The sequence below is a fragment of the Corynebacterium sp. HMSC064E10 genome, from assembly GCF_001812505.1.
Taxonomy (GTDB): Bacteria; Actinomycetota; Actinomycetes; order Mycobacteriales; family Mycobacteriaceae; genus Corynebacterium; species Corynebacterium amycolatum.
The window spans coordinates 69,796-83,344 of record NZ_KV809173.1; the positions used below are offsets into that span (position 1 = coordinate 69,796).

A 13,549-nucleotide genomic window follows, 5' to 3' on the forward strand; every position below is an offset into this window, starting at 1 on the left:
CCTTTTAATCCGCTATGGGATAAACCGTTCCACCTCACGCGTTTTCATAATCAATTCCTGCGTAATCTCCTGTAGGACGGAAGTCTCCATGTCGTCGTCAAGCGCGGTGCGCAAGTCTTCGGCGAGACAACGTACTTCGAAGAGCCCGTCCCCTATTCGCTTTACGACGTCATCGCCCGCCGACCTGCTCGTGGCATCGGTGGTCTTCAGCGTGAGATCCGAATTGATTCGTTCGGCAATCGGCCTGGAGGCGCCTTTTGCTACGCCGGTGTGTTTTTCATACGCGCGCTGCCGGCAGGCTTGGCTGCAGAATTTGCGCCGGCGACCGCGGATCGCGACCTCCATTTCGCGGCCACACCACTGGCAATTGGCGATAGTTGTGCTCGGCTTTTGATCTGACACAGAAGTCAATTATGGCATGAATGCTGACTAAGGCGTTATAATGTGTGGTCTAGTATTTCTACCAAAGGGGGCACGTTCCACATGGCAGATCGAGTTCTTCGTGGCAGTCGCATGGGCGCCGTTTCGTATGAGACCGATCGCGATCATGACCTCGCGCCGCGAATGATGGTCCGCTACCGCACTGAATCCGGTGAGATCTTCGAGGTCCCATTCGCGGATGACGCGGAAATTCCAGGTGAATGGCTGTGCAAGAATGGCCAGATTGGTGAGCTGGTTGAAGGCGAAGGCACTGAAGCTAAGCCGGTGAAGCCGCCGAGGACTCACTGGGACATGCTCCGTGAGCGCCGCTCCATTGAGGAGCTCGACGTGCTGCTGGATGAGCGCGTTGACTTGCTGCGCAAGCGTCGTCGTAACGCCGCTCGCCTGCTGAAGGCTCAGAAGGAAGCCGAAGAGGCAGAGAAGAACGCTTAAGGTTTGAGCTGGTTAGGTTCGAGCTTTAGAGCTTTGTAGCCGTCAATCAAACACTGAAATTCGGGTCCGGATAAGGTTTTTCTCCTTATTCGGGCCCGTTTTTGTTTTGTGCCTGGCTGCGGCGGGCCGAACCGAGTTACTGACTGCGTTTATGACAAAAATGGCCTGAAAAATGGCCTGAAACTGTCATAAACTAAGTCAGTTTCACATTTGCAGCCTGCAGTCATACATGCAGCCTGCATTCGTACATGCAGCCCGTATTCATACGTGCAGCCCGCAATTTTTGTGGTTGCAATTTTTAGGGTTGCCCTACTTGCGGAATCGTTGCTTAAACTCGTGACCAGCCAGGCGACCAATCTCCGACCCCAGGTTTTTTACCTGTTGCGAGCGGTGCTTGAATCCCCACTTGGTGACCTGCAGCAGAGACTGCTTCACAAAGCTGCCATCCATCTTGGACTCGCCGTACTCGCGCTCAGTAAAGGTGATTGGAACCTCTTCCACCAGGAAGCCCGCCTGCACAGCCTCAAAGGCGAGCTCGGTCTGGAACAGATACGCAGCCTTGCCAATGTTCTCGAGGTCGAGGGTCTCGAGAACTTCCCGTCGATAAGCACGGTAGCCAGCGGTGATATCCGAGATGCCTGCGCCGAGCGCCAGCGAGATGTAGAGGTTGCCGCCGCGGGAGAGAACCTGACGGCTCATTGGCCAGTTGACGGTCTTGCCTCCCGGAATGTAGCGGGAGCCGATGACGACATCGGCACCGTCCTCGAGCTTCTCCAGCAGCAGATAGAACTGCTCTGGTGCGTGGGAGCCGTCGGCATCCATCTCGCAGAGAACCTCGTAGTCGCGCTCGAGACCCCAAGCGAAGCCCGCGCGGTACGCACCCCAGAGACCGCCCTTGCCCTCGCGGTGCAGGACGTAGATGTGCTCTTTCCCGTTGTTGTCCGCCTTGTCAGCGGCAGCGATTTCATCGGCGAGCTCACCGGTGCCGTCTGGTGAAGAGTCATCGACAACCAAAATGTCGACGCTCGGCTCCGCTGCGCGCAGGCGTGCGATTACGCCCGGCAGGTTTTCCCGCTCGTTGAAAGTGGGAATGACAACCAGCGTCGACTCATTTAGGGCAGTCACTCGTGATTCTCCTTAGTGCATGTTCTGCTCAGTATCCCGGCCATCAACTTCATCTGCGCCTGCCCTGGCATCTCCGCCACGGCGACGCAGGACGGCACCAACCACACAAAGAATACCGAATGCAGTCAGTAGACCTTCAATCCACGTCCCGAAGCGGGCTGCAAAAGTCAGGTGGGAGTACTGAGGCAAAGTCTCGGTGAGCACTTTCTGTTCGAAGATTTTGCTTTGCTTTACGACGTCTCCGTGCGCATCCACAATAGCGCTCACACCGCTGGTTGCGGCGACAGCCGTGGAGCGTTGGAACTCCATGGCTCGCATGCGGCTCATGGCCAGCTGTTGGTAAGTCATATCGGTGAAACCGAAGGTGGCGTTATTCGTGGGTGTGGCAAGCATAGTTGCGCCGTGGTTGACCGCGTTGCGGAAGGCACCGTCGAAAACCACTTCGTAGCAGGTCGCCAGGCCCAGGTAGACCTTTTTTAAACCATCGGTGCCAGGTGTTGTGACCACAGCATCGCCGTTGCCCGGGGTCATGTCTCCGGCGTGAGCGACCATGTCGGAAAAGTGACGGAGTAGTTCGCGAAATGGCATGGTCTCGCCGAAGGGCTGAAGATAGATTTTCTCGTGTTGGTCGCCGGGGCCGGTCTTTGGGTCCCAGACCACCATGGTGTTTTGCACCCCATTGGCGTAGGTAAAGGTGCCGACTACGATGGGGGCGCCAATATTCATCGCGGCATTTTCGATAATGCGTGCCGCTTCCCCATCCGTAAACGGGCTGACATCGGAGGAGTTTTCAGGCCAGATGACGATGTCCGGCTGCTGTTCCTTACCTTGGTGGACACGTCGTGCCAGTTCATTGGTGGCATCGGCGTGGTTTTGCAGTACTGCGCGGCGCTGGGCATTGAACTCTAAACCGAGGCGAGGAACATTGCCCTGGATAACCGCGACACGGGCGTTGTCAGCGGCCGTAGGTTCAGGCAGTGGTTGGGTCCACGCAGGAAGAGCCCAGCCGACGATTAACGCCCCCACCAAAAGCGCAGCGGAGGTTGCGTAGGAACGTAGCGTGAGCGCGACCAGTCCCGCACCAACGCAAGCAGCGAGGAAAGTGACCAATGCAGTGCTGCCGATTGCCACTGCTGGGGCCAGCGGGCCGTCGACTTGCCCCCAGGCAACGCGGAGCCAGGGGAAGCCTCCGAAAGGCCAGCGGGCCAGCAGCGCCTCCCCTGCCACGAGCGCAGCGGCCATGCCAGGGAGCTTCAGCGCGAGGGGGAAACTGGATTGGGCAATCAGCCACATCGCAAGCGCCGCCGGAATTGTGAGGAGACCCAGCACAATTGAGAGCGCCACGTAGGGGCCAATACCGACGAAGGAGCCGATCCACGGCAGTGAGAAAAGCGCCGTCGCTGTTGCCCAGCTGAAGCCCCCCACTACGCTGGATTTCCAATCGGCTGCGCAGAAGAAGGCAAAAATGAGCAGGGCGAGGCCGACCCAGGCGGTCCACCACCAGCTCAGGGGTGCGTAGCTTAAGAATTGCAATCCACCAGCGAGGATTGCAATGAAGGCGAGAAGGAGGCGCTGCTTTAGTGGGGTAAGCGCGCGAAAGCGCGCCTGCCAGCGACTCGGATTCTCCGGAGTGTCTTTCGAAGCGTCTTTCGGAGCAAAGTCCCCGTGCTCGCTGGAGCGCGCTTGACGGTTAGTGTGCACTTGTATAAAAGAACTCTCTACGTCCGCGAGTATTCGAGTTAGCGCTTGTCGCTGTCGTCCTGGTCATGATCCCAGGCGTTGTCCGGCGCCGGTGGCACGATTTTATCCTGTGGGAAGCTCTTGCCATCCGCGCCCGGGAAACCACCAGAGAATCCAGGGAACCCCGAAAAGCCGCCAGCACCAGCGCCAGCTCCTGGAGTACCTGGGTTCATGCCGTACTGAGAGACCACCATCATGCTGCGGTCACTGAAGTTGCGGAGTCCGTTGAGCAGCGCCACCGATCCGCTCTTACGAATCAGCCAGCGAGTCGGCGGTAGCACCATGAGGAAACCAACAACGGTGGTGACGACGCCCGGCAGGGCAATCAGCCACGAGCCAACCAATAGAATTGCCGAGTCAGCCACAAAGTGTCCCGCGCCCTTTGCCGAGCGCTTGATTGCCTCCTCCGGATGCTTCTGTCCGTACTCGGTAAGAGTACGAGAAGTATCCAGCAGCAACTTCTGGTAGATGCGCTTGAACTCGATAGCGGCGAAGACCATCCCCACAATGAACAGGCCCAAAACCAATAGGACGGTCCAGCCGTAGCCAATCCATTCACCGAGTGCGATAAAGGCCGCAATCTCGGCAATGAGGTAAATAATTGTGAACCACTTGCTCATAGTTCCCCAGTGTAACCGCCACTAGATGAGCAAGTGGTTAGGGCTATCGGCCGGTTCTCTTGTCGTCATCTAGCCGGTTGTAGCGGCAAGTTAGATGATGCCTAGCGCTCGCCTACCGGTCAGCTCGCTCCTCCAAGTCGCCCTCTGTATCCAGGTAGGTCTGGCGCAACAGATCCATGCGTTCCTGGTCAGGGTTTTCCCACATACCGCGCTCGGCGGCCTCCATCAGGCGCTCGGAAATATCGTGCAGAGCCCACGGATTCGACTGTTCAAAGAACTCGCGGTTTTCCGGGTTCACAACGTACTCGTCGGTAAGCGTTTCGTACATCCAGTCATCCATGACCTGTGCCGTCGCGTCGTAACCGAAGAGGTAATCGACCGTTGCAGCCATTTCGAAGGCACCCTTGTAGCCGTGGTTACGCATGGCTTGCATCCAGCGTGGGTTGACTACGCGGGCTCGGAACACACGTCGCGTTTCCTCGTGCAGGGTGCGGGTGCGCACGGCGTCCGGGCGCGTGGAATCGCCCACATACGCCTCTGGAGCGGAACCCGTCAGCGCACGGACCGTGGCGATCATGCCACCGTGGAACTGGAAGTAGTCATCGGAGTCGGCGATGTCGTGCTCACGGGTATCGGCATTCTTCGCGGCAACCTGAATACGGCGGTAGGCCGTCTTCATATCGTCAGCAGCCTCTTCCCCATCGACGCCGCGACCATAGGCGTAGCCGCCCCAGGTCGTGTAAACCTTCGCCAGATCCGCGTCATCGCGCCAGGAACCGGAATCGATTAGCTGCAGCAAACCAGCTCCATAGGTGCCCGGCTTGGAACCGAAGATACGGCGCGGACGCTCCTGCTGGTCGGCCTTCGCATGTGCGCGCACGTAGTTGTCCTCATCGGATTCATCAAGCTTGACGACGAGCTGAAACGCATCATCCAAAAGGTCGATAACATGCGGAAACGCATCACGGAAGAAACCGGAAATACGGACGGTCACGTCAATGCGCGGGCGTCCCAGTTCCTCTAGCGGAATCGGCTCAAGGCCGACGATACGGCGAGATGCGTCATCCCACACCGGATGCACACCAATCAGCGCGAGCACCTCGGCGATGTCATCGCCGGAAGTACGCATTGCGGAAGTGCCCCACACCGACAGGCCAACCGACTTGGGATACTCGCCGTGGTCGGCGCGATAGCGCTCAATCAGACCATCGGCGAGGTTGACACCGGTTTCCCAGGCCAGGCGTGACGGCACCGCCTTGGGGTCTACCGAGTAGAAGTTGCGGGCAGTCGGCAGTACGTTGACCAGACCGCGCAACGGCGAGCCGGAGGGGCCAGCCGGAACGAACTCGCCGTCCAAGGCCGAAAGAATGCGCGGAATCTCCTCGCTGGTAGCGGCCAGGCGCGGGAGAATTTCGTCGCGGGTGAACTGCAGCAGCTCGACAACCTGATCGAGGCCGTTCGGTGCCGCGATATCGGCAAATTCCTCGGAGTCGAGAACATCAGCCGCGATCTGTGCCACTGGTTGGTCAGGATTCTTCACCACGGCGGTTACCAACGCCGTAGCCAGTGCATCGATGGAGTCCACAGTGTGGCGCTCGTCGGTGCCGTCCTCGGCCAGGCCGAGAGCTTCGCGCAGGCCCGGCAGCGTCTGCTTGCCTCCCCACAGCTGGCGGGCGCGCAGCATGGTGGTCACAGTGCCGATCAGGGATTCGTCTTCCGGTGCCTGGCTGAGTACGTGGAGGCCACCGCGGATGGCGACGTCCTTAATCTCGCAGAGCCAGCCGTCGACATGCATGAGCATGTCATCGAAGACCTCCTCGTCCGGACGCTCGTCCCAACCGAGGTCGCGGTCCATCTTCGCGGCGGTCAGCAGCGTCCAAATCTCCTGGCGAATAGCCGGCAGCTTGGCTGGGTCCATGGCGGAGATGTTCTGGTGCTCGTCGAGAAGCTGCTCCAAACGGGTGATGTCGCCGTAGGACTCGGCGCGGGCCATCGGCGGAATGAGGTGGTCGACAAGCGTGGCGTGAGCACGACGCTTGGCCTGTGTGCCCTCGCCCGGGTCGTTGACCAGGAAGGGGTAAATCATCGGCAGCTCGCCGATGGCAGCATCCGGGCCACAGGAGGCGGAAAGACCGACGGTCTTGCCCGGCAGCCACTCCAGGTTGCCGTGCTTGCCCATGTGAACCACGGCATCGGCGCCGAAACCGCCCTCCGACTGCGGCAGCGACAGGAAGCGGTAGCAAGCCAGGTAGTGATGCGTCGGCGGTAGGTCTGGATCGTGGTAGATACCCACCGGGTTGTCACCGAAACCGCGCGGTGGCTGCACCATGACCACGACATTGCCGAAGGTCAGGCCCGCAATATAGATGTCCTGGGTATCCGGGTGGACGTACAGGGTGCCCGGCGCGGCACCCCACTTGTCCTGCATGTCGGAGCGGAGTTCCTCCGGCAAGGTAGCGAAGAACTTCTCGTAGGTCGCAGCGGGCAGGCGGAGCTCGGCTGCCTCCATAACTTCCTCGGTCAGCCAATCCGGGTCCTGGCCGCCGGCATCGATGATGGCGTGCATGAACGCATCTGGTTCATCGGCGCCGTCCTCGGCGGTGGCGTATCCGGGGATTTTGGTGGTGTCGCCGAGGTTGTATCCGGCGTCGGCAAGCGCGTGCAGCACCTCTAACGTGGATGCTGGTGTGTCCAGGCCGACGGCGTTACCGATGCGGGCGTGCTTGGTCGGGTACGCAGAGAGCATGACGGCGATGCGCTTGTCAGCGTTGTCGATGTGGCGAAGTGCGGCGTAGCGGGTAGCGATGCCGGCGAGGCGGTCGCAGCGCTCAAGGTCAGGGACGTAGGAAATGAGCTCGTCGGAGTCGATTTCCTTAAACGAGAACGCGACCGAGATGATGCGGCCGTCGAATTCGGGGACGGCGACCTGTGTTGCGACGTCCAGCGGTGACAGACCCTCGTCGTTGTCTTCCCATGCCGCCTTGGAGGATGTCAGAGCCAACCCCTGGATGATGGGGATGTTGAGGTCTGCGAGTGCGGCGACATCCCAGCCGTCGTCGTCTTGACCGGCCTGCGCGAGTGCCGGGCGGTTGCCACCAGCGGCGAGCACCGTGGTGATGAGCGCGTCGCAGGATGCCATCTCTGCTAACAGCTCATCGCTGGCGGTGCGCAGGGACGCGGCGAAGATGGGCTTGGCGACGTAGCCGCGAGCCTCGACTGCGTCAGCGAGCGCCTCAATGTAGTGCGTATTTCCAGCCAGGTGTTGGGCGCGGTAATAGATAATGCCGACGGTGCCACGCGAATCTTCCGTGGCCACCTTGGAGTCGCGCTCCAGGAAACCCCAGGCCGGCATGCGAGTGGGCTCTTCAAAGCCAAGACCGGTCAGAAGCAGCGTGTCCGACAGGAAATTGTGCAGCTGTGCGAGGTTTTTTGCGCCGCCTTCCGCCAGGTAGATGTGCGTTTGCGTGGTGACGTTTGCGGGAACCGTCGAGTACTCGGTGAGTTCGGCATCGGGCGCCTGCTCACCCGAGACGAGGACGGTGGGAATACCGGAGTTCACAAAGTAGTCGATGCCGGATTCCCAGGCGCGGCGGCCACCGAGAAGTCGGATGATGACGACATCGGCGCCGTCGGCAAGCGTGGGCAAATCATCGTCGAGCAGACGCGCCGGGTTTGCCCAACGGTAGGACACCTCCGGGTTGGCCTGAGCGGCCGCGCGGGCGGACAGAAGGTCGGTATCCGAGGTCGACAGCAGCAGAATCACGGTGTAGTCATTCACTTCCTGGGGAGCAACGCGTCCCCGGTCGGCGGGAGTCTGCCTTTTAACCGATGACGAGGTCTGACTGTGACAGTGGCGCGACCGTGCGGATTTTCACCGAGCTTCTCGTCAGTGGCATGGCAGTGGATTTCTCCATCACTCTACTGCAGCGTCTATTGCTAGAGTTCCAGCGACTGCTCCGCCGGCTGATCTGGGAAGTGGGACCAGAGGAAGTCGGTGGCATTAGTCAGTTCCGCGAGCATGGGAACGATATGGTTTAGGCCTGTCTTCGGCAGCAGAGGCGAAGTCGTGTTTTCGACGTACTCCAGGTCGGTGAACCCGAGATTCAGCCAAGCATCACGTAGCTTGCGGACCTGGTTGATGGGGATGATGTCATCGTGCTCACCTGAGTAGAGGTACACCGGGGCATTCGGTACGAAATTGCCGACGCGCTGGCGTGCGAGTTCTTTCTGCACCGGCTCGTAGCGCTTAATCATCTCACTGAGCGACTCACCGCTGGTGGTGTACTGGTCAGTGGTCTCAAACGAGTGATGGAAACCCAAGCCGCCTGCGCAGTAGTTGCCAACGTTGTCCAGCAGTTCTTTGCCTTCAGGGCTGATTTCTTCTTTGAGGACACGGCGCAGCTCCGGATCTTTATCCAGGACAGAGTTGATTGCCAATGCAATCGCAGCGGTCAGGGTCGTACCATCAATCTGGTCGAGAACGTTTGCGAGGTCGGACGGTGGGCCGCCGGCGGCAGAAGCGGCGACGTTGAGCTCCGGGGCGTAGACACCTGCACGCTCAGCAGCTGCAGCGGCTGCGGAGCCACCCTGGGAGTAGCCATAGATTCCCACGGGCGCCTTTTGATCCACGCCTAGCTCGTGGGAGGCAGACACGGCATCAAACAGTGACTGTGCCGAGGCGATATTGTCGACGTAGTCCTGGTTGCCCTGGTCATTGCGGTGGTGGTCAATCATCACCACAGTTGCACCTCGCTTCAAGTTCGCGACCATCGGAATCGTCTCGTATGGAGCAATAATGTCCATCGGACCGAACTCAATCTTCAGCCCGGTCTGCGAGGAGATCGACGGGTCGCACTTTTCCGCGCCACCCTGCGTGCCCGGCGCGATCGCCACGACCGGACGCGGACCGCTGCCCTTCCACTCTGTCTTCGGAGTTACCACAATGGCCGTGTCCACACTGGGATTGCCGAGGGAATCCGTGGAGTTGTAGTGAATACGCTTGGCATCCACATTCCACAGCTTGCCGTTCACCATCATCTCGGCATCCTCGCTGTTGACTAGCGTGCCGGCATTCGCCGCGCGCGACGGGGTCAGCGGCAGAGAATTCAGCGGAGAGACTGCGGCCACGCGTGCCTGTTCCGGGGTCAGCTGCCTGCCTGTGCCCTCGTTGCCAGACTGCTCATCGTCCTTCTCGATGCCGAGTAGCCTCTCTACATTCGGGTTCGGTACATGACCGAAACCAGGCAATTCGCGGTTTGCACTTGACGACGACACTTTATCCGCCAGCCCACTATCTGACAGGCCCGGCACGCTTAGTGGCTGAGCGTTTGCAGGTGTAGCCAGGCCGATGGTCATAAGACCCGCAAGCGCTACCCCGATTCCCGTTCGGGTTGTGCGACCGTTTCGTCGTGAAGCAGCGCGCGTCTGTGTTGAGGCATGGCCGATGCCGGCGGTGCCGTGTGTGAGTGCTTCAGCGTCGTGATGTGGCATGAAATCTCCTGAATAACCCCAGATTGAAAACCCAATGAAGACTTCCCTTAATTCGGCGGAAGTTAGGTTATGGAAATAATAAGGTTTTGAAAAAGGAAATCGGTGGATTTAGTGAAGAATTTGTATGTTTTTTGCACGGGGCTATCAAAACTCCACTTCAGAATGGTTTCGTTGGGCTGAAAAGGTCCGGATAATAAGCCCCTGTTTTCGGGGGCTCAGCTCTGTGCTTGTTTGCGTATTCTTGGAAGTATGACTGCATCTGATCAAGGAGCTCGCACTCGTCAGGACGGTTGCCCCGGCACCCGAAAGGTTCATATCGCAGCTGATGGCGCAATTGGTCGCCTTCGCTTCCCCGGAGGCTTCCTTCCCGCGCCGGGCTTTGCCGTACTCGCCGATTTGGCCGAGAATTTCGGCGACGGCGATATTCACTTCACTTCTCGCGGCAATGTTCAGATCCGTGGCATCACTAACACCGGCGCATTCGCCGATGCCGCAGAAGAGGAAAAGCTGGTTCCCTCCACGAGCCACGACCGCGTGCGCAACGTTCTTCAGTCGCCACTGTCCGGTCGCGTCGGCGGCAAGGCCGATGTCCGCGACCTGGTTCAAGAGTTCGACGCGGCGCTCATTGCGGAGCCGTCGCTGGCAACACTTCCTGGCCGCACGCTCATGGCTTTCGACGACGGCCGTGGTGATGTCCTCGGTGAGCGCCCCGACTTCGGCGTTGTCGCCCACGATGAGAACACGTTCGAACTCATCATTGGTGGCGCGACCTCGGGGCTTATTGTTTCGCGTGACGACGTCGTGGGAGCTCTAATCACCACAGCGAAGGTGTGGAATGACAGCCGTGGTACAGCCTGGCGCATCGCGGAAGCCGATGCGGCCGAGCGCGTTGCCGATGGCGTAGTCGACGAACTGGGCGAGCGAGCTCGGCGCCAGGAACCGACCCCGGCTGAGAGCTTCGATGCCACCGCCGGGCTATCCCGCCAGATCGGTTGGATTGACCAGCCGGATGGGCTGGTTAGCCTGGCCGCGGGGCTGCGCTTTGGGGTACTTCCGGCACGTCTGGCCCGAGCGATTTCGCATACGCAGGTTCCCGTGCACATCACTCCGTGGTATTCGCTGATCCTGCACGATTTGGAAGAGGAAGTTGCCGAACAGGTTGTCAAGGTTTTGGCGCCCAATGGCCTAATCTTCGACCGGAAGTCCACCTGGCTGCGCGTCAGCGCCTGCACCGGTCGCCCCGGTTGCGAAAAGTCGCTGGCTGACACCCGAGGTGATGCCGCTCATGCAATTGCCGATGACCGCCTGCCCGAGGGGCGCGTGCACTTTTCTGGTTGTGAGCGCCGCTGCGGCAAACCCAAAGGTGGTTACTTCGACTATCTCGCCACCGGGGACGGAGAATATGAAGTCACTGCTGTGGACTAGGCTTTAAGCCTATGAAGCGCTTTGAGTACAACACCGACGGTGCGGATATTTACCGCAACTCATTTGCCATCATTCGCGAAGAAAGCGATCTTTCCCGCTTCGACGCCGATGAGGAAACCGTCGCTGTCCGAATGATTCACGCAGCAGGTCAGACCGACTTGGCTAAGGACATCGTCTTGTCCGCGGGAGCTGTGCGCGCAGCCCGCCAGGCTCTCGAAGAAGGCGCTCCTATTTTCACCGATGTCAACATGATTGCCTCGGGTATTACCCGCAAGCGCCTACCTGCCGACAACGAGGTCATTTGCCTGCTACGTGATGAGCGCGTCCCCGAACTGGCTCAAGAACTCGGCACCACTCGCACGGCTGCTGCCGTGGAGCTGTGGAAGCCTCGACTAGAGGGAGCGGTCGTCGCCATCGGTAACGCTCCCACTGCCCTCTTCCACCTGCTCAATCGCATCAATGAGGGATCCTTCCCCATGCCCGCTGCCATTTTGGCCATGCCGGTCGGCTTCGTTGGTGCGGCGGAATCCAAGCAAGCCACTATCGACTCCGGTGCCGAAAACCCGGAGCTGAAGTACATCACCGTCACCGGCCGTCGCGGCGGCTCGGCTATCACCTGTGCTGCCCTCAATGCCATCGCCACCGCAAAGGAGATTCTCTAAACCATGTCCGGCTCCTACAGCGCTCAGCCTGGTCATCTCTACGGCATCGGACTCGGCCCCGGCGACGCAGGTCTCATTACACTTCGCGGTGCCGACATCATCCGCACAGCCGATGTCATCGCCTACCATGCCGGGACTCACGGACGTTCCACGGCGCGTTCAATCGCCGCCGAACTGATTGACGCGCGTGACGACGCTGCCGTGGAAGAGCAATTGCAATACCCGGTGACCACCGGGCGTCCGGCCGACTACCGCGAGCAGCTCGCCGGTTTCTATGCACAGGCCACTGCCCGCCTGCATGAGCACTTGGCCGCGGGGCGAAGTGTTGCGGTGCTCTCGCTCGGTGACCCGATGCTCTATAGCTCTTACCAGCACCTGCATCACGCCCTCAGCGAGGACTTCCCCACTGAGATTGTCCCCGGAGTGGCCAGCATTACTGCGGCGGCAGCAGAGATCGGTCAGCCGCTCGGCGAGGCTACCGAAATCGTCAGCGTTGTTCCCGCCACCGCCGATTCCGAGCGGATCGCTGCGGTTCTTGACGCTTCAGACTGTGTAGTCATTATGAAGCTGGGGAAAAACGTTGAGAAGGTTCGTACAGCGTTGCAGGCCGCTGGCATGCTCGATCGCGCCTATGTTGTCGAGCGAGCAACCATGAATGAGCACACCAGCTACCCGCTGGCCGATGCCGACCCGGAGAAGGTTCCCTACTTCGCAGTGGCCGTCGTGCCTTCCGCTGTCTACGGCACTAAACGGAGTGTTTCTGGGGTGCCTTCGCCAGCCGATGATGCAGCGACCGGTGCAGCCACCGATACAGCAACTGAGCTGGCTACCCCAGCGGTCGGTGAAGTCGTAGTTGTCGGCCTTGGCCCGGGTGCTGAACGCTGGACTACCCCAGAAGTCACCGAGGAATTGGCACGGGCCACGGATCTGGTTGGCTACTCCACCTACATCAACCGAGTTCCTGAGCGCGCCGGGCAACGCCGTCATCTCTCAGATAACCGCGTTGAGGCAGAGCGAGCCACTATGGCGCTGGATATTGCCAAGCGCGGCGGTCGAGTTGCGGTGGTCAGCTCCGGTGACCCTGGAGTCTTCGCGATGGCGGCCGCAGTGTTGGAAGTCGCTGACGACGATATGTGGCGAGGCATCCCCGTGCGAGTCGTGCCGGGCATGACTGCGGCTCAGGCCGTCGCAAGTCGAGTCGGTGCTCCCCTTGGCCATGACTTTGCGATGCTCAGTCTCTCCGACAGGTTGAAGCCCTGGGAGGTCGTCGTTAAGCGAGTGCGTGCCGTAGCCGGAGCAGACATGGCGTTTGCCGTCTACAACCCAGCATCCAAGTCGCGGAGATGGCAGATCCGAGAGCTGCGTGCATTGGCCATGGAGTACCGCGAACCAACAACGCCTGTGATTGTGGCGCGGGCAGTCGGCTCGGAGCAGGAAAACGTCACCGTGACCACGTTGGCGGAATTCGACCCGGATGTCGTCGATATGCGAACCATGGTGATTATCGGTTCGTCGTCGACAAAAGCGTATCGGGCTGGCAAGACCACTCGGGTCTACACCGCACGTCACTACGGTGAGGGTGGCACGAGTGGAACTGGTGAGTTGCTGCGTTAG

10 protein-coding genes are annotated in these 13,549 nt (G+C 60.0%); 4 read left to right on the forward strand and 6 right to left on the reverse strand.

The genetic code is table 11. The annotated features are described in order from the left end of the window. Positions 1-12: 12 nt before the first annotated feature. Positions 13-402, reverse strand: a complete 390-nt coding sequence (locus HMPREF2860_RS02115) for a hypothetical protein (RefSeq protein ID WP_141745470.1) — start codon at positions 400-402, stop codon at positions 13-15. An 81-nt stretch (positions 403-483) separates the two neighbouring features. On the opposite strand from HMPREF2860_RS02115, the gene HMPREF2860_RS02120 reads away from it, so the two are divergent. Next, a complete protein-coding gene (locus HMPREF2860_RS02120; protein WP_005511311.1) occupies positions 484-873 on the forward strand; it encodes an RNA polymerase-binding protein RbpA in 390 nt (129 codons plus the stop codon). Positions 874-1,182: 309 nt separating this feature from the next. Here the strand turns inward: HMPREF2860_RS02120 and HMPREF2860_RS02125 are convergent, their stop codons facing one another. From HMPREF2860_RS02125 to HMPREF2860_RS02145, 5 genes are all read right to left on the reverse strand, one after another. Further along, on the reverse strand, positions 1,183-1,998 hold the full coding sequence (locus HMPREF2860_RS02125) for a polyprenol monophosphomannose synthase (protein ID WP_070560249.1): 816 nt from the start codon (positions 1,996-1,998) through the stop codon (positions 1,183-1,185). A gap of 12 nt (positions 1,999-2,010) precedes the next feature. Continuing rightward, positions 2,011-3,699: an apolipoprotein N-acyltransferase gene (gene lnt / locus HMPREF2860_RS02130; protein WP_070628538.1), complete on the reverse strand. Its 1,689-nt coding sequence runs from the start codon at positions 3,697-3,699 to the stop codon at positions 2,011-2,013. Between the two features lie 38 nt (positions 3,700-3,737). Then, a complete protein-coding gene (locus HMPREF2860_RS02135) occupies positions 3,738-4,358 on the reverse strand; it encodes an FxsA family protein (RefSeq protein ID WP_070628539.1) in 621 nt (206 codons plus the stop codon). Between the two features lie 112 nt (positions 4,359-4,470). After that, entirely contained in the window at positions 4,471-8,121 is a 3,651-nt protein-coding gene (cobN, locus tag HMPREF2860_RS02140; protein WP_070628540.1) for a cobaltochelatase subunit CobN, read from the reverse strand. 173 nt (positions 8,122-8,294) lie between these two features. Continuing rightward, a complete protein-coding gene (locus HMPREF2860_RS02145; protein ID WP_049181056.1) occupies positions 8,295-9,848 on the reverse strand; it encodes a lipase family protein in 1,554 nt (517 codons plus the stop codon). Positions 9,849-10,097: 249 nt separating this feature from the next. Here HMPREF2860_RS02145 and cobG point away from each other — a divergent pair, with 249 nt between their 5' ends. From cobG to cobJ, 3 genes are read left to right on the forward strand one after another with little or no spacing between them, the layout of a single operon-like run. Further along, positions 10,098-11,273: a precorrin-3B synthase gene (gene cobG / locus HMPREF2860_RS02150; RefSeq protein ID WP_049181055.1), complete on the forward strand. Its 1,176-nt coding sequence runs from the start codon at positions 10,098-10,100 to the stop codon at positions 11,271-11,273. 11 nt (positions 11,274-11,284) lie between these two features. Then, positions 11,285-11,935, forward strand: a complete 651-nt coding sequence (locus HMPREF2860_RS02155; protein ID WP_049181054.1) for a precorrin-8X methylmutase — start codon at positions 11,285-11,287, stop codon at positions 11,933-11,935. A gap of 3 nt (positions 11,936-11,938) precedes the next feature. Beyond that, the gene (cobJ, locus tag HMPREF2860_RS02160; protein ID WP_070628541.1) at positions 11,939-13,549 is read left to right on the forward strand and encodes a precorrin-3B C(17)-methyltransferase; all 1,611 of its coding nucleotides are present in this window, start codon (positions 11,939-11,941) and stop codon (positions 13,547-13,549) included.

Excerpts from the sequence above, each read along its gene's own strand:
- cobJ (WP_070628541.1), top strand. The coding sequence starts at position 11,939 with ATGTCCGGCTCCTACAGCGCTCAGCCTGGTCATCTCTACGGCATCGGA.
- HMPREF2860_RS02120 (WP_005511311.1), top strand. The coding sequence starts at position 484 with ATGGCAGATCGAGTTCTTCGTGGCAGTCGCATGGGCGCCGTTTCGTAT.
- HMPREF2860_RS02135 (WP_070628539.1), bottom strand. The coding sequence starts at position 4,358 with ATGAGCAAGTGGTTCACAATTATTTACCTCATTGCCGAGATTGCGGCC.
- HMPREF2860_RS02155 (WP_049181054.1), top strand. The coding sequence starts at position 11,285 with ATGAAGCGCTTTGAGTACAACACCGACGGTGCGGATATTTACCGCAAC.
- cobG (WP_049181055.1), top strand. The coding sequence starts at position 10,098 with ATGACTGCATCTGATCAAGGAGCTCGCACTCGTCAGGACGGTTGCCCC.
- HMPREF2860_RS02145 (WP_049181056.1), bottom strand. The coding sequence starts at position 9,848 with ATGCCACATCACGACGCTGAAGCACTCACACACGGCACCGCCGGCATC.